This window comes from Paludisphaera soli (assembly GCF_011064595.1).
GTDB classification, from domain to species: domain Bacteria; phylum Planctomycetota; class Planctomycetia; order Isosphaerales; family Isosphaeraceae; genus Paludisphaera; species Paludisphaera soli.
The window spans coordinates 406199-424287 of record NZ_JAALJI010000001.1 but is presented as its reverse complement, the minus strand read 5'-3'; the positions used below and the strand labels follow the sequence as shown (position 1 = coordinate 424287).

Sequence of the window (18089 nt, the reverse complement as noted above, 5' to 3'; positions counted from 1 at the left end):
CTACTCGGATCGGGCCGGACTCGCCGGATCGGACGCCGCACCGGCCTTCAGGTGCTCGTCGAACCAGTCGGCGAACAGCGGCAGGTCCTCGAACAGCGTCGGCCAGCCGTGGCCGGCGCCTGGGCGGACGATCAACTCGTTGGCGACGCCGGCCTCCTTGAGCTTCGCGGCGATGGATTCGGACTGCTGGAGCGGGACGAGGTCGTCGGCGTCGCCGTGGATCATGAGGACGGGCGGGTCGTCGGGGCTGACGTGGGTGATCGGCGAGATCGCCCGCGCCTTCTCGCGCAGCTTCGCCTCGTCGGTGATCGGCACCCAGAGGTTCGACGCCTCGTCTCGCTCGCGATAATCGAACGAGGCGCGGAAGGGCGCCTGATGATCCATCGGCCGGATCATCGACTTGCCCGCCGCGCCAAAGTTCAGGAAGTCGGTCGGCGGGAAGAAGCAGGCCACGGCCGCGACTCGGCTCGACTCGCGATCGATCGGATCGGCCGCATCGGGATCCCCGGGCGAACCCGCGAGGCCGAGCATCAGCGACAGGTGCCCGCCCGCCGAGGCCCCGAAGACGCCGAGCCGTTCGGGATCGACGCCGAATTCGGATGCGTGCGCGCGGATGTACCGCACGGCCCGATTCACGTCGGCGACGATCTCGTCGACCTGGAACCGAGGCTGGCTGCCGTGGACCACGGCGAAGACCGTGTAGCCGCGGTCAAGGAACGGCTTGAGGAAGACCGGCTGGATCATCTCGTGCGACGAGAAGAAGCCGCCGCTCGCCATGAAGATCACGCCGACGCCCTTGGCGCCGGCCTTCGGCTTGAACACGTCCATCGTCAGCGCCGTGCCGTACTTCCGGCCGTAGACGACGTCCTCCTTGCGGTCGTAGGTCGGCTCGTCGCCGAACGAAGGAGCGAGGGAGAGGAGCGCGGCGGCCAGGGCGGCCGAGAGAATCTTTGCGCCTCGCGTCATGTTCGAGGTTCTCCTAACGTATGTCGACGGACGGTGGTCCGGTCGGGACCGGGCGACGTCGCCCGATGATGGGCCCCGTGGCAGCAAATCCGGCGTGTCGCGGCGTTTCATTGTTGGCACCGGGATTCGGGCCGCTATACGATCCAGTCGCTTTCCAACCGCCCACCGCGAAACGTCCGGAATCGTCCCGAGGAGTCGTCGAGATGGCCGTGGAATCCGCAGCGCTGATCAAGGTCCTGAACAAGACCTGCCTGAACGCCCTGCAAGGCGCCGCCGGCCTCGCCCTCACCCGCACGAACCCCAGCATCGAGGTCGAGCACTGGCTGGTCAAGCTGGTCGAGCAGCCGAACACGGATTGCTCCCGGATCTTCCGCCAGTTCGAGATCGACCCGGCCGTCGTGCTCCGCGAGCTGACGAAGACGCTCGACGGCTTCCGACGCGGCGTCCAGCGCAACCCGGAGATCTCGCTCTCGATCGTCCGGCTGATCCAGAATTCCTGGGTCCTGGCGTCGCTTCAGTACCACGCCCCCGAAGTCCGCTCGGGCGTGCTCCTGCTGGCCCTCCTCGATCACGAGGAGCTGGGCCGGATGGCGCGGACCGCCTCGCGCGAGTTGGGGAAGATCAAGACCGATCAGCTCCAGCCGAGCCTGATGAAGATCGCGGCGGGGTCGGACGAGGACGACGGGGCTTCGGCCGCCTCGGCCGCCCCCGCCGCCGACGGCTCCGGTTCCGCCTCGGCCGGGACGGCCGCCGTCAGCAAGACCCCCTCGCTCGACCAGTACACGATCAACCTGACCGAGCGGGCCCGTCGCGGCGAGATCGATCCGGTCGTCGGCCGCGAGGCCGAGGTCCGTCAGATGGTCGACATCCTGATCCGACGCCGCCAGAACAACCCGATCCTCACCGGCGAGGCGGGCGTCGGCAAGACCGCCGTCGTCGAGGGACTCGCCCGGCGGATCGCCGAGGGCGACGTCCCCCCGGCCCTTAAGAACGTGGTCCTGCGCACGCTCGACCTCGGGCTCTTGCAGGCGGGGGCCGGCGTGAAAGGGGAGTTCGAGAATCGGCTCAAGCAGGTGATCGCCGAGGTCAAGGCCTCGCCGACCCCCGTCATCGTCTTCATCGACGAGGCCCACACGCTCATCGGCGCCGGCGGCTCCGCCGGCCAGGGCGACGCCGCCAACCTGCTCAAGCCGGCCCTCGCCCGTGGCGAGCTTCGCACCATCGCCGCCACCACCTGGGCCGAGTACAAGAAGTACTTCGAGAAGGACGCGGCGCTCGCACGTCGCTTCCAGGTCGTCAAGGTCGAGGAGCCCAGCGAGAACGTCGCCGTCCGGATGATGCGGGGGCTGACCGCGATCCTGGAGAAGCATCACGGCGTGCGCATCCTGGAGGAGGCCGTCGAGGCCGCCGTCAAGCTCTCGCACCGCTACATCCCCGCGCGGCAGCTCCCGGACAAGGCCGTCAGCCTGCTCGACACCGCCTGCGCCCGCGTGGCGATCGGCCAGAACGCCGTCCCCCCGGCGGTCGAGGACTGCCGACGCGACATCGAGCACCTGGAGCTGGAGATCCAGATCCTCGACCGCGAGCGGGCCACCGGCTCGCCCAACGACGCCGACATCGACGCCCGCCGGGCCGAGCTGGAGACCGCGAAGGCCCGGCTGTCCGCCCTGGAGGCCCGCTGGGAAGACGAGAAGACGCGCGTCGCCGAGATCCGCGAACTCGCCCAGAAGGTCGAGGCCCTCTATCGCGAGGAGCAGGCCGGACACGCCGCGTCCGCGACCAACGGCGAGCCGTTCCGTCCGTCCGAGGACCTCGCCGCCCAGCAGGCGGACCTCAACGCGAAGTCCGTCGAACTGCGATCGGTGCAGGGGGAGGAGCCTCTGATGCAGGTATTCGTCGACGAGCAGACGATCGGCGAGGTCGTCTCAGGCTGGACCGGCATCCCCGTCGGCAAGATGCTCGCCAACGAGATCCAGACCGTGCTGAACCTCCGCGCCCGGCTGGAGCAACGGGTCATCGGCCAGTCCCACGCCCTCGAAGCGATCAGCCAGCGCATCCGCACGGCCAGGGCCAACCTGACCGACCCCAGGCGGCCCATCGGCGTCTTCCTCCTGGTCGGCTCCAGCGGCGTCGGCAAGACCGAGACCGCCCTCGCGCTGGCGGAGGCCCTCTACGGCGGCGAGCGCAACCTCATCACGATCAACATGTCCGAGTACCAGGAGGCCCATACGGTCTCGGGCCTGAAGGGCTCTCCACCGGGCTACGTCGGCTACGGCGAGGGGGGCGTCCTAACCGAGGCCGTGCGCCGCAGGCCGTACAGCGTCGTGCTGCTGGACGAGGTGGAGAAGGCCCACCCCGACGTCCTGGAGCTGTTCTTCCAGGTCTTCGACAAGGGGACCCTCGAGGACGGCGAGGGGCGGGAGATCGACTTCAAGAACACGATCATCCTGCTGACCTCGAACGTCGGCACCGACACGATCCTGGAACTCTGCCGCGACGCCGAGGCGACGCCCTCGCCGGAGCAGCTGAGCGAGGCCGTCTGGCCCGACCTGCTGGCCGCGACCACCGAGCGCGGGGTGCAGATCTTCAAGCAGGCGTTCCTAGGCCGCCTGATCGTGGTGCCGTACTACCCGATCTCCGACGAGGTGATGCGGCGGATCATCACACTCCAGCTCGGTCGGGTGGCCCAGCGGATGAAGGAGAACCACGACGCCGCGTTCACCTACGACGAGGGCGTGGTCGAGTGCATCGGCGGCCGCTGCAAGGAGGTCCAGACCGGGGCGCGCAACGTCGACCACATCCTCACCCGATCGGTGCTGCCGGAGATCTCGCAGGAAGTCCTCTCGCGAATGGCCGAGGCCCGCGGGGTCTCCCGCGTCCACGTCTCGGTCGGGGACGACGGCGGCTTCGCCTACACGATCGAGTGAGCACGACTGGAGGAGCGCCCGCTCAGGGGCGCTCCTCGACGACGCGGATCATGTAGCCGCCGATCGCGAAGATGTCGCCGGCGTCGGGCCGGGCCGCCGCCCCGCACTGGATCTCCTGCATCGCGAGCAGTTGCAGGAACGTCCCGTTGGTGCTCTTGAGGTCTTCCAGGAAGCACGCCCCGTCGGAGAACGTCACGCGGGCATGCTCGGAGCTGACCCAATCGTCGCCGGTGAGGGCCAGGTCGCAACGGGCCCCGCCTCGCCCGATCCGCGTGCCGGGCTCCTCGGTCTTGGTGACGGGGTGGCTGAGGTAGGCCCGGCCGTCGGGCCCGATCAGGTCGAGGAAGCCGAGCGGGACGAGGACCCGAGACTGGAAGACTTCCCCCTCGGGCGAGCGCAGGGGCTCGACCAGGGCCGCGACGTCGTCCCCCGGTCGGAACGCCAGGACGTGACGGCCGATCCGAAACCGCGCCCCCGGGGAGAGAGGCGCAGACCGGTTCGGCCTGAGCTTGAGGTACACGCCGTTGAGGCTGGGGAGCGGCTCCACATAGAGCTTGCCCTCGTCGATCATCAGGCGGACGTGGTGCTCCGCGAGATCCTCGGGGTTCGGATTCCAGTCCTGGAAGGTCGACCTCCCCAGGTCCAGATAGGACCCACGGACCGCCCCGAGGTCCGACCATCGCCGCAACGTCGTGTTGTAGAACTGCAGGGTCAGCAGCGGGTTCTTCTGCGAGGGGAAGACCCGGTCGATCGCCATGGTGCGATTCGAGTTGTCGTCGGCCGCGGGTCGCGGGGGCGCGAATCCCGGGGCCGCCGTCCACCGGCCCGGGACGTCTCTCGGCGGCGCCGGGGGCTCGAAGCTCGCCGGCGGGGCAGGAGGAGTGGGCGGCGCGGGGGCGGGCCGCCAGGCCGGCGCGGGCGGCGGGAGCGGCGAACGGCCCGGCTCGTCCGCCGGCGCGACGCGGGTCGGGACCGAGGAGTCCATCGGCGGCTCGACGAGGGGCGGCCGGGCCTGCGGGCTGGGCGGAGGCTCGACCTGCTCCCAGGGGTTGCCCACGGGCGCCAAGGGCTCGAGCATGGTCCAGCCCGGGTGCAGCGGCTCGTCGACGCGCGAGGCGGGAGCGGCTGGCGGCTCGTCGGCCCCCCAGGGTTGATAGGCCCTCGGGGGAGATGGCGAGGCGGGCGGGGGCGAGGCCGGCCCCCGGTCGCGACGCCCGCCGAAGCCGGGGACGGGCGGGATCGTCGCGTAACTCTCGGCGTCGGGCTCGGGGCGGGAGGGGGCCGGGGGCCTCGGCGGGACCGCGCCCGGACGGGAGGGCGGGAGCGTGGGCGACGAGCCGGCGGGGGGCGTGTCGCCCGACGGCCGGCCGGGCTCGTCCCCGCGCTCGCGATCGAGTTCGCGAGCCAGCTTGCGACGGGCTCCGGGGGGCAGCCCAAGTGTGCGGTTGTCGTCGTCAGGCGTCGTCATGGTCGGCCCCCGAAGCGTGCGTCGGTTCGCCGCGGCCGGGCGTCCGCGGGGCCTGACGGGCGTTGTCGAACCGCGTCACACCGACTTCAATCTTAGTAATGTCTTACGGGAATGACGAGCACCTCGTCGATCCGCTCGCTTGCGGCCGGGGAACGCCCCGCTATCATGGGGCTCGGTCGGTCCGCCATCGCCGCCGAGGGCGGGCCGCCGCGCGGGGGAGCCTCCCCCCGCCCGACGCGAGAGCCATTCCGGCGCGGCGCTTCCTGGGGAGCCTTCGGATCATGGCCGGCTACGTCCAAGCTAACCGACCGTTGACGATCACGACGCCCCTGGGGCCCGATCGCCTGTTCCTCGTCGGGCTCCGCGGCTCCGAGGCGCTCTCGCAGCTCTTCCGCTTCCAGTTCGATCTGATCGCCGAGCACGAGACCGACGTGCCCTTCGATCAGCTCCTGGGCAAGAAGGTCACCGGCCACGTCAACGCGCCCGGCGGCGGCGTCCGCCATTTCAGCGGCGTCTGCAACCGGATCGTGCAGGGGGGGCGGGACGCGACGTTCACGACCTACCACATGGACGTCGTGCCCGAGGCGTGGTTCCTGACGCGCCGCACCCAGAGCCGGATCTTCCAGCAGGTGGGCGTCCCCGAGATCCTGAAAAAGGTGTTCTCCGGGCTCCCCGTGCAGTATCAGCTCAAGGGGAAGTATGAGCCGCGCGACTACTGCGTGCAGTACCGCGAGTCCGACTTCGACTTCGCCTCACGGCTCATGGAGGAGGAGGGGATCTTCTACTTCTTCACGCATGCCGAAGGCGGCCACACGATGATCGTGGCCGATCAGCCGGCGGCGCACCAGGACGTCCCCTTCGACACTTCCGTGACGTACGAGGCCATCGAAGGGACGGCGCTCAAGGAAGACCGGATGACCCTGCTGGAGAAGAGCCAGGACCTGCGGCCGATGAAGGTCGTCCTCTGGGACCACTGCTTCGAACTGCCCCACAAGCACCTGGAAGTCGAGAAGCTGATCCAGGACTCCGTGCAGGTCGGCGACGTCTCGCACAAGCTCAAGATCGGCAACCCCTCCCAGCTGGAGCTTTACGACTGGCCCGGCGGCTACGCCCAGCGGTTCGACGGCGTCGACCCCGGCCGCGGGGATCGGCCGAGCGACGTCCAGAAGATCTTCCAGGACAACCAGCGGACAGCCCAGATCCGGATCCAGGAGGAGGCCGCCGACGCCGTGCAGCTCGCGGGCGCGAGCCGATTCCGTCAGTTCACCGCCGGCCACGTCTTCAACCTCAAGGAGCACTTCAACGCCAACGGCGCGTACGTCCTGACCTCGGTCAGCCACTCCGCGAGAATGACCGGCAATTACCGCTCCGGCGACTTCGACGAGACCGTCTACGAGAATTCGTTCACCTGCATCCCCTGCGCGGTGCCGTTCCGCCCCCGTCGCGTGACGCCGAAACCGGTCGTGCACGGCACCCAGACGGCCGTCGTCGTCGGGCCCAAGGGTGAGGAGCTGTACACCGACAAATACGGCCGGGTGAAGGTCCAGTTCCATTGGGACCGCGAGGGGAAGAACGACCAGAACAGCTCGTGCTGGATCCGCGTCGCCCAGCCCATCGCCGGCAAGCGGTGGGGCGGGTCGTTCTGGCCCCGAATCGGCCAGGAGGTCGTCGTCGACCACCTGGAAGGGGACGTCGACCAGCCGATCATCATCGGCACGGTGTACAACGCCGAACAGATGCCCCCCTACCTGGGCAAGGGGCCGGACTCCAAGCACAACGACGACAACCTGGTGAGCGGGTTCAAGTCCAACACCAGCAAGGGGGGGCAGGGCTACAACGAGTTCCGCTTCTTCGACGCCAAGGACAAGCAGCAGATCTTCCTCCACGCCGAACGCGACTACGACGCCCGCGTGAAGAACGACTGCATCGAATGGGTCCAACACGACCGCCACTCGATCGTCGGCAAGGAGGACGAGAAGAACGAGGCCGGCGACCACAGCGAGGAGATCTGGCGCGACCACAACGCCCTGGTGCATCGCAACCGCGTCGAGCACGTCGAGGGGAACGTCGAGCTTTTCATCGGCGGCGGCCCCGGCGGCGGGAACCACGACGTCCAGATCGAGGGCTCGCGGACCGAGAGCGTCGTCCGCGATCAGCACCTCACGGTCGGCGGGGAGCGTCAGGAGAAGATCGGGACGACCCACGTCACCGAGGCGGGCCAGGAGCTGCACCTCAAGGGGGGCATGAAGGTCGTGATCGAGGCCGGGATGGAGCTGGTCATCAAGGCCGCAGGCGGCTTCGTGAAGATCGACGCCACGGGCGTGACGATCGAGGGGACGATGGTGAAGATCAACTGCGGCGGCGGGACCGGCTCCGCGAAGTCGGCCAGTCCGAAGAAGCCGAAGAAGGCCGCTCCCCGGAAGCCGAAGGAAGCCGACGACGCCAAGACCGGGGACAAGTCCTGCTCGTGACGAGATCCCGAGCGAAAGGGGAATCCGACCATGCCGCAAGGGCCCGCCGCACGCGTCGGAGACCCCGTCGCCCACCCGCTGCCGCCGATCCTCGGCCCGGGGCCGGGGAGCCTCAACGTGCTGATCGGCGGCAAGCCCGCCTGGAGAGCTATGCCGCTGGCCGCCGCCCCCGGGATCACGGCCGCCAAGGCCGCCAGCGACGCGGCGATCACGACCGCGATGGTCGCCTCGACCGCCGCCGCCGGGACGCCCGCCTTCCCCGCCGCGAAAGCCGCCGAGGTCGCCGCCCAGCAGGCGGCCACCGCATCGATGACGGCCGCGATGACCAGCGCCGGCATGGGCGCCGACCAGCACATGTGCTCGACCCCTCTCGCCCCGCCGGCCTCCCCCCCGCCGCACTCGACCGGCATGGTGGTCACCGGCAGCCTGTCAGTTCTGATCAACAACCTCCCCGCCAGCCGTGCCGGCGACACGATCATCGAGTGCCTGGGCCCGCCCAACAGCATCGCGATGGGGATGCCGACGGTGATCATCGGCGACGCCATGTACGTCGGCGGGGTCGGCGCGATGGCCTCCGCCGCCGAGACCGGCGAACCCTTCGTCGAGCTTTGAAGCCAGGCGCGTCCCGGGCCGTCGACGCCCCAGGTGGGAGCCCACGATGAGTCGAGTCCTCGTCCTCGAAGTCCGGTCGGGTCCCAACGCGGGCCGGTCGTTCGCGCTCGAGGCCGGCGCCGAGGCGGTCGTGGGACGGGCGGAGCCCTCGGCCATGGTGCTGGTCGGCGACCGAACGATGTCGCGTCGCCATTTCTCGGTCGAGTTCGACGGCCGCGAGGGACGCGTCCGCGACCTGGGCAGCTCCCACGGGACGACCGTGAACGGCTCCGAGGTCGAAGCCGGGCTCGTCGGCCCAGGCGACCTCATCGGCGCGGGGGAGACCCTGTTCCGCGTCCGCCTGGAAGCCGGGGCCCCTTCAGGAGCGGTCCTCGTCGCCGCGACGCCCGCGGAACCCCTCGGCCCATCGCTCGGCTCCGCCGAAACGACTCTCCCCCACGCGTCCGGTTCGCCGCAGGACCGAGCGATCGCCATTCTCCGAGGGCTCCGCGACCCCCTCTACTCGATCCTGGACGCCGCCCGCGGCCCGGACGTCTACCGGCGGGTGCTGGAGTGCCCGGAGCGCCATCAGTCGATGTTCGACGAGCCGAGAGCGTCCGAGTTGGCGGTCGTCGCGCCCTACCTGATCGAGCTGCCGAGGCACTCCACCTTCCTCGACGCCCTGGTCCGCGACGGTTGGGGCAAGGCCTGGGGGGTCTTCCTGACGTCGGTCCGGCCGTTCGACGAACTGCGGGCCGGGCTGTTCCGCCTGGCGACGAGGAGGACGGCTTCTGGCGGGGAGGGGGTATTCCGCTTCTACGACCCGCGAGTCCTCCGGACCCACCTACCGGCGGGCAAGCCCGCCGAAGTCGCGTACTTCCGGGACGTCGGCTCGTACCTCTGCGAGCGCGAGGACGGCGGGCTGGATCGGTATCGGGCCGACCGGAACGGCGTCGCGATCGAGACGATCCCGCTCGACGACGGCGGTTGAGGCGTCACCCCCAGACCGATCCGCTGGCGCGCCGGAGGCCGACGACCCACTCCTGATGCCTCCGCGCCGCGTCCCCGTGCGAGTGCAGGAAATACTCGGGGGGGGCCACGGCCCCGGCGCGGTAGCGGCCGTCCTCATGCACCCGGTAATGGCAGAGTTCGCAGAGCACCACGCAGTTGTCGGCCGAGGCCAGCCAGGCGTGCCCGGCCTCCCCCGCCCGCCCGGACTGGTTGGGGATCACGTGGTGGGCGTGATCCATCTGGTCTTCAAGCGGGTCGCCGCAGCAGGCGCATCGACCGCCCTGACGGACGAGCGCCTCGCCCCGGACGGCGGTCGAAAATCCGAACGCTCGGCTCATCCTCGGAACTCCTTCAAGCGATCAGCAAGGACATCGACGCCAGCCGGCCGAGGCTCTCCTCGACCAGATCCGGGACGGCCGCGTCCACCGCCGATGGGTCGACGAGCGGGCGGCCGTCGAAAGTGACGACGAACTCGCCGGAGATGATCCGCTCCTTGAGGCCTTCGGCGAGCTCGGCCCTGTCGCGGCTGCCGTCGAGCATCCCGAGCAGCAGGCGACCCAGGGCGTCGGGCTCGACGCCGCGGCCCGGGATGTTCGTAATCCGCCGCCCTTGACCGGCCTGGTGCCTGGCCAGCGGGCTGGCGGTCGGCCTCTCGCCCGGCTCGGCGGCGAAGCGCGGCGGCCGAACGCTGAGAGCGACCAGATCGACCGAGAAGGTCCGCAGGAGGGCGTCAGACAGGTACGCGCGGGCCTCGTCGTCGGAAAACGGCTCCGCCCGTCGCGACCGCAATCGTCCCTGGACGCGCGACAGCAATTCCTCGAAGGGGAGCATCCGAGGGCGAGCCTCGGCCAGCTCCAGCATCGCGGCTTTCAGGAGCGGGTGGTTGGTCGTGAGGGTCGCCCCTCGGTCCGGGACATGGAACGAGACGGGCTGGTCCGAGGAGAAATCCACCTCGGGCGAATCCGGCATGACCACGGCGCCCATTGACATCGAGGTGAGGACGGCGGGCCGGGGGTCGTCCGGCTTGTCCGACGCCCGTCGAAGGAAAGTCCGGCGGAAGGTGCGATTGGTCACGAAATCCACGTACTGCTCGCGGGCGATCTCGTCGTGCGTCCACTCCGCGATCCGCTCGCGGGCGCTGGCGGGCAGATGGGCGATCAGGCCGTCGGACTTGGCCTCGGCGACGTAGGCGAGCCCGGCGGCCCCGGCGTCGGCCATGAACTGGTGGAAGTAGACCGGATTGTTGGTCTCCTCCAGGTGCTCGTGATAGAGGTACGCATCGTCCACGCCTTCCAGGAACTCCCCCTCCGCGCGGAGGATCGCGGCGTAGGCGGTGTTCGGGTCGGGCAGGACGTCGACCAGATCCTTCAGGAAGGCCCGCGCCGACCGCGCCGAGTCACGCATGGCGACGGAATCGCGGACGTGGAACGCCATGAGGTCCCGCGCCAGGCCCCGCGCGTGCCAGCCGGGGAAGGTGTTGTAGCTGACGTAGGCCAGCCCCCCGGGGGCGAGGTTTTCCGCGAGGATCGCCAGGATCTTCTCGCGGACCGGGGCGGGGACCCAGGAGTACACGCCGTGGCAGACGATGAAGTCGAATCGGCCCAGGTCGGCCCCGACGTCGAGGATGCTGGCGGCGCGGAGGTCGACATTCTCCAGCCCCAGGGCCGCGATCGTCGCCTTCCCTTCGGCGACCTGGCGGGCCGAGAGGTCGATCCCGACGAACCGCGCCTCGGGCAGCTTCAGGGCCATGGGGATCAGGTTCCCCCCCATCGCGCAGCCCAGTTCGAGCACGCGACAGCGCTCGACGGGAGTCGGCTCCAGCCCGTGGAGCCGCGCGACCGTGGCCATGTGCTCCGGATGGGTGTACGGGAAGCAATTGTCGGTGTAGGGCAGCTCGTCATAGCTGCTGGCAGCGGGATCGGACATGGGCGGCCTCCCGAGGGACGTGGACGACGCTCCGTTCAGGCCGACGCGGTCGGACGCCCCCGGCGGCGCAGGCCAGGGGCGAGCAGCACGACGATCCAGGTCGCGGCCAGCACGCCGAGCCCGACCCAGGCGAGCCACCCCAGGCCGCTCGACGCGCCGGGGCTGACAGCGTCGAGCCTGGGCGCGATCGCCAGTAGCCAGATCGGCGTCGCCAGCGCGACGGCCGCGAGCCCGAGGCCCATCGCGGCCTTCGCATAGCCCCGGTCGACGCGCCCCGCCTCGCGGGCCCACGTCGTCAGGCGGGCGTCGGCGACCAGCTTGCTCTTCGGGCCCCGGACGAGCCCCGAGACGAAAGCCTGGTCCGCCGGCTCGGCCCCACAGAGCGCGAAGTAGCAGCCGCGCACCATCAGGGACTCGGCGCGGGCGTGGGTCGAGAAGGCGGTCTCGACGAGCGTGCGCAGCGCGGGCAGGTCGCGACGCATCTCGGCGTTCAGCTCGACGAGTCGGCCGTTTCCGTCCTTTTCCAGGTAGCCCTCGGCCATCAGGCTGAGCGACCAGCTCTGCAGCCACTTGACGAACCAGCGCAGGCCCTTCTCGGCGACGGCGTGATCGAACGGCCGCGAGCCCGGCGTGGAGAACCCGCAGCGACTGTTGCGGAGCGAGGCCGGCATCCGGGCCGCGAACTCGCCGAATCCCGACCGGCCGTCGCGAAGGCAGAAGACGGCGATCACCGGGCAACGGACCTTGAGGCCCGACTGGATCGCCTGCAGGTCGTTCCGCAGGGGGCCGATCGTCTTGAGGGCCTCGGGACCGGTCGCGTCTTCCAGCGGGATCAGCACGGCGATCCCCCGGAGCGGGGGCGTCTCGGGATTGAGCGCCGCGATCCATCGGCAGAGCCGGCCCAGCCGGGCGGCCCCGTCGCCCTCGCCGCCGGCCCACGAAGCGGCCCCGGAGCAGCTCAGGAAAAGGCCCTCGGACGAGGCGAAAGCGTGTACCGGGGCCTCGGGCGAGGCCGGGGCCTGGGCGAAGAGGCTCATCCCCGAAGCCCCGACCAGGTCGGCCGCCAGGGTTTCGTCGCGAGCGAGGAGCAGGAATACGTCCTGCGCGCCGGCGTCGTAGCTGGCCTGGCTCAGGCGGACGGCGATCTCGTCGAGGGCCGAGTCCAGGTCGGCGAAGGTCGGGTCGGCCTCCTCGCCCTCATCCCGCCCGCCGCGGCCCAGCAGCATCGCGGTCAGGTGCGGTCCCAGCCCGAGTACCGCGAGGCCCAGGAAGAGGATCCACGGACGCAGCCAGTGGGCGAACACGGTCGGCAGCCTCGGGTCGAGGTCCAACGTCCCGAGGTCGTACGTCACCACCAGAAAGACCCAGCCGATCGCCAGCAAGACCAGGATCCAGCGCACCGGATGCCTGGTCCATAGCAGGGCCAGGCCCGAACCGACCGCGGCCAGGACGCCGTAGACCACCAACAGGACGTGAGTGTCGAGGAGCGACTTGAGCAACGGTTCACCCCGCCTCGTCCGGACGCCGCCCGTCGGGGTCGGTCAGCCGGCGGAATAGTACTCGTGATGGACCGAGAACAGATAGGCCGCGAGCGTGAGCAACATCGTGACCCCCGCCAGCGCACTGACCCTCACCAGCAGGGAGGGCCCCCCGAGCGGCCGAAGGCCGACGCCCCCCTCTTCCTCCGCGAACGGGCGGGCCTCCACGGCCCCCGCCTCGCCGATCCGGCCGTAGACCCGCTCGACCCAGTCGGTCATGCGGTCGGGGTCGTAGGACAGCTCGCCCCGGAATCCCAGGGTGACGCATTGGAGATAGGCCTCCAGCGGGTCCAGGTCGCCCTGGGCTTCCAGCTCGTCGGCGTGCTCGAAGAACCGCCAGGCGCGGTCCCGGCTGCCGAACGTCAGCCACTCCAGGACGTGTTCCTCCGACCCCCAGCCGACGGAACGCCCCCACTCGGAATCGGTCAGGACCTCGTCGATCCAGGCCACCAGCCCGAACCGCGCCCGGTCGAACGAGCGCGCGAGCGTCGGGTCGGTGACGGCCCGACGTCCGGTCTCGTCCAGCCAGGACTGGACCTGCCGCATCACCTCGTCCAGCGTCCGGGCCTCGCCCCGCGCCAGGCGGCGCTGGAGTTCGATCACCCGTCGGAACAGCGGCATCACCAGGTCGGCGAACCCGTCGGTCATCTCCGGCCCCCGATCATTGAGCCTTGACGACGAACACGGCGAACTGCAGGTTCACCGTGCGCTGCGTCGCCGGGTTGGTGAGGGCCAGCATCTGGGCGCTCAGGAACTTGCCGCGTTCCAGCTTGAAGCGCAGGCCCAGCGTCCGGGTCCGCACCACGTCCTTCCAGAACTCGGCGTGGCGGACGATCTCGAAGTAGACGACGCCGCGGGGCAGGGCGGGGGGGATGCGATCCAGGGGCTTCATCGCCAGGCCGGCGTTGCCGCTCTTGAAGATCGACTCCACCTGATCGCCGCTCCCCAGCTTCCAGTCGGTCGACTTCATCAGGGCGTCGCATTCCGCGTCGGTCAGCTCCGTCGTCTCGACGCCGACATAGAGCCTCGTGCCGTCCAGCGTCCAGTCGGGGTCGAGCGGCACCTGGAAGCGCGGGCCTTCCAGCTTGAAGTACCGCTTTTCGAAAGGGACCCGGGCCAGCTCGCCGAGCAGCCGGCGGATCTCGGCCAGGACCACGGCGAAGATCGGACCGATGTCGTCGTGGTCGTAGCTCGGGATCTTGATCGGCCGTCGCGCCTCGCCGAAGATCGCGAACTGGCCCAGCAGGCGGCAAAGCTCCGTGTACATCGCCAGCGGGTGCAGGCCGCGCGTGAAGAGGATCGCCTGCCAGGCGGCCGAGGCCGTGTTCAGCGCCGAGAGGCGGAGGATCCGCTCGGCGTCGCCCAGCACCTGGCTGTCGAACGCGACCTTGCGGCCGAGGGCCTGGGCCGCCTCCTGGTCGATCCACGCCTCCACCTGGCGGAACAGCGACTGGACGTCGTCGTGGAGCGGCCGCCAGGAGTCGAGTCCCAGGACGGGGGGGACGTAGCCGCGGTCGATCCGGGGCGGGGCCTGGTCGCTCGCCGATCGCTCGATGCGGGCGATGGGGAGGACCTCGAACCCCGGGGCGAGCTGATCCTCCAGGAGGATGCGGGCCTGGAGGTTCCGGAACTCGACCTCCTCCTCGTCGCCGCCGGTGTTCTCGTCCGGGCACTCCAGCGATCCGACGACGAAGCGTGGCGTCTGCTCGGTCGCGTCCCGGAGGGCGTTGGGACGGCCCGGCTGCCAGGCGGGCACGGCCAGGTAGGCCGTCGTCCGCTCTCGCCGCGCCAGCGCCGGCCCCAGCTCGACCGGGTCGAGCGCGGCCTCGTCGGGCACCACCAGAGTCGTCCCGTCCTTGAACCGGGCCTGGCACGAGGTGACCCGGAGGGTGCGGTTGGCGATCGCGTCGGCGTCGAACTCGATCGAGCGGAGGCCCCAGTCGTGCGGGTGCAGCCAGTCCTCGGACTCGCGGATCCGCTCTCGGGTCCAGCGCTCGGCCGACTGGAAGTGATGGGGCTTGAGAAACATCCCCTCGAACCAATGCACGGGCCGTTTCGGCATGCCTCGCTCCCCGTCCGGATCCCCGTTTACCCGTCCCGACCAAGTCGAGGCGGATTCAATTTAGCATGCGTCTCCGGGCTCCACGAGTGGTCGCGCCTCGGATTCGGCCCCGCCCGCCTCGATCACGATCGGGGCCGCAGGAACGCGTCGTCGGCGTCGCGTTCGAAGTCCCGGCCCTTGAGCCACGACGTCCGGCCCAGGCGGGCCGCGCCGGGCCCCTTCGCCACCCGACAGGCCGGGACTTCCTCCTTCTTCAGGACGAGCTGCACGTCGAAATCCAGCTCCCCTCGGTCGTAGAAGCGGATCAGGTCCAGCAGCCGATCCGAAGCGGCGCCGCCGGGGAGGAATCCCTGGAACTCTTCCAGCGTGAGCGGGCCCATGCGGACCCGGAACTTGCTCTGGACGTCCCAGACCTTGCCGCCGACGACCGCGTCGCAGCCCAGGCGGTTGAACGACCCGCGACGACCCAGCCGGCTCCGCTCCTCGGGCCGGAGCCGCAGCCAGCGGCCGACGAAGGAGACCACCCGCGCGGGGCGTCCGAAGTAGTCGACGATCAGGCGTTCGAGCATCATCGCGGAACGCCGCTGCTGCGCGAACAGGCCCGCGTAGAAGAGCAGGGAATCGTCCGGCACGGCGAGCCGGCCGCGCAGCGATTCGGGGCCGAGCCCCAGCAGGTGGAACAGCGTCGCGGCGAAGGCGTCGCCGTCCGGGGAGTCGTCGCCCGACGGGGCGCGGCCCTTCTCCCACTGGGTCGGCAGGTCGTACTTCTCCCAGGCCCGGAAGAAGAGCGAGACGATGCGGTGGTGGAACAGGTCGAAGAATTCGACGGCCGCCCCCCGACGCTTCGCCTGCGGGCCGAGCAGCTCCTCGGTGTAGACCGTCGGCAGGACGCCGCTCGGCCCGAGCAGGCCGATGAACGTCGTGGTCAACGTCGGCGGCGGTCCGGGATCGGCCGACTCCCCGCCCTCGGACTTCGGCGCGGTCGGCCGGTCCAGGTGCTCGATCCGGTCGATGGCGCTCGCGGGGAAGCTCAGGGAGACGTACTGCGCAAACCGGACGGCCTCGCGGCCGAACGGGCCGTCGAGCCCGACCGGCGCGCGATCGCCGGCGACTCGCGTGAGGATGCGCACCGCCTGGAAGAAATCGAACCGATACGGCTCCTCGCGGAGACGATCGATCAGATCAGCGTCCGATCTCCGCTCCGAGCCGGCCATCGCCAGGTCCCTCGCCGTTGTTTGGTGGTCGCCACGAGTCGCGTGAAGCCGTTCAGGTCGACGTAGCCGCCGAAGAACCGATCGAGGACCGAAGCCAGGAGGAACGCCCGAGCCCCGGGAAACGCGTCGTCGTCGAGGACCAGACGGATCTCCAGGCCCAGCGAGAGCGGCTTCCCCATCAGCCGGCGCCGCCGCGCGGCGGCGCGCGACGGGTCGTCGTCCGCTTCCGGGTCGGGATAGGCCACCCGGGCGGCGATCCGTTCATGGGAGACCTCCAAGACGCCCTGGACCATCTTGGCATTCGCGTCGTCGATCCGGTCGTCGCCGCTCGGGAAGTTGTAGAGGGCCAGCAGCTCGCGGAGCGCGCGGGCCCCGTCGGCGGGGTCGTCGTCCGGACCCGAAGGTGCGAGCGACAGGTGGTTCAGCCCCAGCTGCGAGATCAGGCGCCACTGCACCGCGCGGCCGGCGGGGGGCCGCATCGGCCGGGTCGGCTGCATCAGGAGCCGGGCGCGGCCCGCCGCCGATTCGGCCTCGGCCTCCAGGAAGCCCTGGTCGCCGCCGAACGGCAGGTGGCACGGCAGGCCTCGATTGGTGCAGGTCAGGTGGGCCGTGATCTTCTCGACCGCCGGCGTCGTCGGGTCGAAACGGTCGTCGGCGAAGGCCAGGTCGACCTCGGTGCCGGAGTCGAGCGCCGAGGCCTGCCGGCTGGAGAACCAGAAGGCCTCGCGATCGGTCTCCCTCGCCCCGTGCCGCATCGCATAAAAGGGCTGAAATTCGTACGCATCTTCCAGGTACGAGCCCGAGCTGACGACCCGATCGACCGAGAAGACCTCGTAGCCGGTCGGGTGCTCGACGCTCGGCGTGACCCGGTACTCGGTCCGGAGCCGGGTGAGGGGGATCGGCTCGGGGACCCAGCGGAAGAGGTTCACGGCCGGCGTGCAGCCCAGCCGGAAGTTCGTCGGCCGCACCGTGACGTCCGACCGCGGCGAGCCGTCCAGCCAGAAAAGGAGCCCGATGGTCGGGCCGAGCTTTGTGCGGGTCCCCAGCGGCGGGTGCGAGCCCTCGTGCGACTCGTTCAGGAACACGTCCACGAACTGGAACTTCTGGGGGAAGGCGAAGAACTCCTGGAGCAGACGGTAGCCCGGGAACGAGCGGTCCGGGTAGGGGTACAGCGCCTCGTCGGGGCCGAACCCCACGGCCCTGACGGCCGTCTTGGGCAGGATCCGCCGCGAAGGGCGGCCGTCGGCCTCGCCGACGACCCAGACCTCGGAGACCCGATTCAGGAAGCATTCGTGGAGGACCGAGGCGACCGGCTCGCCCCCGTCCAGGAAGAAGCGGAGCGAGTCCAGCCCGGCGAGCGACTCCCAGCCGCCGGGGGCCCGGCATCGGAGCGTGAGCTTGAGCAGGCCGACCGCGCCCGGGGGCTTGTCCGCCTGGACCACGCGGTCGGGCGCCAGGACGGCGCCCTCGACCGTCACCGGCCAGAGGTCCACGGGATAGGCCGTCCGGAACCGGCAACGCACGCCCTCGACCTCGACGGCGGCGGTCAGCGTCGTCCCCGCCGGGACCGTCCGTCCTTCCGAGGCCTGGGACGGGTCGCCCGCCCCCTCGAACTGGACGACCGCGGCCGACGGCAGCGGGCGGAGGTAGTGGGGGTGGACCACCTCCAGCAGCGCGTTCGAGATCTCCGGGAAGCGGTCGTCGAGCTTCTTCCGCACCCGCGCCGCGAGCAACGCGAAGGCCTGCATCAGGCGTTCGACGTGGGGGTCCTCGCATCGCCCGGCCGAGAGCGCCAGCAACCCCGCGACGGCCGGCTGCGCGCGGGCGAACTGGTCCCCCATGTCGCGCAGGTAGACCAGCTCGCGGCTGTAATAGTCGAGCAGTTCGTCGGTGACCTTCAACGCCGCCTCCGATC

The 18089-nt window shown here is 70.4% G+C and carries 13 protein-coding genes; 4 read left to right on the top strand and 9 right to left on the bottom strand.

Going from position 1 to position 18089, the window contains the following annotated elements:
- Entirely contained in the window at positions 1-966 is a 966-nt protein-coding gene (locus tag G6O68_RS01485; RefSeq protein ID WP_165244043.1) for an alpha/beta hydrolase, read from the bottom strand.
- 203 nt (positions 967-1169) lie between these two features.
- On the opposite strand from G6O68_RS01485, the gene tssH reads away from it, so the two are divergent.
- Entirely contained in the window at positions 1170-3893 is a 2724-nt protein-coding gene (tssH, locus tag G6O68_RS01480; RefSeq protein ID WP_165244040.1) for a type VI secretion system ATPase TssH, read from the top strand.
- A gap of 22 nt (positions 3894-3915) precedes the next feature.
- Here the strand turns inward: tssH and G6O68_RS01475 are convergent, their stop codons facing one another.
- Positions 3916-5361: an FHA domain-containing protein gene (locus G6O68_RS01475; protein WP_165244038.1), complete on the bottom strand. Its 1446-nt coding sequence runs from the start codon at positions 5359-5361 to the stop codon at positions 3916-3918.
- 281 nt (positions 5362-5642) lie between these two features.
- Here G6O68_RS01475 and G6O68_RS01470 point away from each other — a divergent pair, with 281 nt between their 5' ends.
- From G6O68_RS01470 to G6O68_RS01460, 3 genes are read left to right on the top strand one after another with little or no spacing between them, the layout of a single operon-like run.
- Positions 5643-7832, top strand: a complete 2190-nt coding sequence (locus G6O68_RS01470; RefSeq protein WP_165244036.1) for a type VI secretion system Vgr family protein — start codon at positions 5643-5645, stop codon at positions 7830-7832.
- 30 nt (positions 7833-7862) lie between these two features.
- Positions 7863-8444, top strand: coding sequence for a PAAR domain-containing protein (locus G6O68_RS01465; RefSeq protein WP_165244034.1), 582 nt, complete (start codon positions 7863-7865; stop codon positions 8442-8444).
- A 46-nt stretch (positions 8445-8490) separates the two neighbouring features.
- Complete coding sequence (locus G6O68_RS01460) at positions 8491-9414, top strand: DUF4123 domain-containing protein (RefSeq protein ID WP_165244032.1); 924 nt, start codon at positions 8491-8493, stop codon at positions 9412-9414.
- Between the two features lie 4 nt (positions 9415-9418).
- On the opposite strand, the gene G6O68_RS01455 is transcribed toward G6O68_RS01460, so the two are convergent.
- From G6O68_RS01455 to tssF, 7 genes are all read right to left on the bottom strand, one after another.
- Positions 9419-9772 carry an HNH endonuclease gene (locus G6O68_RS01455; protein WP_165244030.1) on the bottom strand — a complete coding sequence of 118 codons (354 nt, stop codon included), beginning with the start codon at positions 9770-9772 and terminating at the stop codon, positions 9419-9421.
- A 13-nt stretch (positions 9773-9785) separates the two neighbouring features.
- Entirely contained in the window at positions 9786-11360 is a 1575-nt protein-coding gene (locus G6O68_RS01450) for a methyltransferase regulatory domain-containing protein (RefSeq protein WP_165244028.1), read from the bottom strand.
- Between the two features lie 35 nt (positions 11361-11395).
- Positions 11396-12859, bottom strand: coding sequence for a type VI secretion protein IcmF/TssM N-terminal domain-containing protein (locus G6O68_RS01445; protein ID WP_165244026.1), 1464 nt, complete (start codon positions 12857-12859; stop codon positions 11396-11398).
- Between the two features lie 42 nt (positions 12860-12901).
- Positions 12902-13546, bottom strand: a complete 645-nt coding sequence (locus tag G6O68_RS01440; RefSeq protein WP_165244024.1) for a DotU family type IV/VI secretion system protein — start codon at positions 13544-13546, stop codon at positions 12902-12904.
- A gap of 13 nt (positions 13547-13559) precedes the next feature.
- Positions 13560-14960: a type VI secretion system baseplate subunit TssK gene (gene tssK / locus G6O68_RS01435; protein ID WP_165244022.1), complete on the bottom strand. Its 1401-nt coding sequence runs from the start codon at positions 14958-14960 to the stop codon at positions 13560-13562.
- Positions 14961-15082: 122 nt separating this feature from the next.
- A complete protein-coding gene (gene tssG / locus G6O68_RS01430; protein ID WP_165244020.1) occupies positions 15083-16174 on the bottom strand; it encodes a type VI secretion system baseplate subunit TssG in 1092 nt (363 codons plus the stop codon).
- Positions 16138-18075, bottom strand: a complete 1938-nt coding sequence (gene tssF, locus G6O68_RS01425; protein WP_165244018.1) for a type VI secretion system baseplate subunit TssF — start codon at positions 18073-18075, stop codon at positions 16138-16140. Before tssF ends, tssG begins: the two co-directional genes overlap by 37 nt.
- Between the last annotated feature and the right edge of the window lie 14 nt (positions 18076-18089).

What these genes read in the sequence shown, in the direction of transcription:
- G6O68_RS01450 (WP_165244028.1), bottom strand. Translation starts at nt 11,360, where the DNA reads ATGTCCGATCCCGCTGCCAGCAGCTATGACGAGCTGCCCTACACCGAC.
- G6O68_RS01465 (WP_165244034.1), top strand. Translation starts at nt 7,863, where the DNA reads ATGCCGCAAGGGCCCGCCGCACGCGTCGGAGACCCCGTCGCCCACCCG.
- G6O68_RS01470 (WP_165244036.1), top strand. Translation starts at nt 5,643, where the DNA reads ATGGCCGGCTACGTCCAAGCTAACCGACCGTTGACGATCACGACGCCC.
- tssG (WP_165244020.1), bottom strand. Translation starts at nt 16,174, where the DNA reads ATGGCCGGCTCGGAGCGGAGATCGGACGCTGATCTGATCGATCGTCTC.
- tssK (WP_165244022.1), bottom strand. Translation starts at nt 14,960, where the DNA reads ATGCCGAAACGGCCCGTGCATTGGTTCGAGGGGATGTTTCTCAAGCCC.
- G6O68_RS01460 (WP_165244032.1), top strand. Translation starts at nt 8,491, where the DNA reads ATGAGTCGAGTCCTCGTCCTCGAAGTCCGGTCGGGTCCCAACGCGGGC.
- G6O68_RS01455 (WP_165244030.1), bottom strand. Translation starts at nt 9,772, where the DNA reads ATGAGCCGAGCGTTCGGATTTTCGACCGCCGTCCGGGGCGAGGCGCTC.
- tssH (WP_165244040.1), top strand. Translation starts at nt 1,170, where the DNA reads ATGGCCGTGGAATCCGCAGCGCTGATCAAGGTCCTGAACAAGACCTGC.
- G6O68_RS01475 (WP_165244038.1), bottom strand. Translation starts at nt 5,361, where the DNA reads ATGACGACGCCTGACGACGACAACCGCACACTTGGGCTGCCCCCCGGA.
- G6O68_RS01440 (WP_165244024.1), bottom strand. Translation starts at nt 13,546, where the DNA reads ATGACCGACGGGTTCGCCGACCTGGTGATGCCGCTGTTCCGACGGGTG.
- G6O68_RS01485 (WP_165244043.1), bottom strand. Translation starts at nt 966, where the DNA reads ATGACGCGAGGCGCAAAGATTCTCTCGGCCGCCCTGGCCGCCGCGCTC.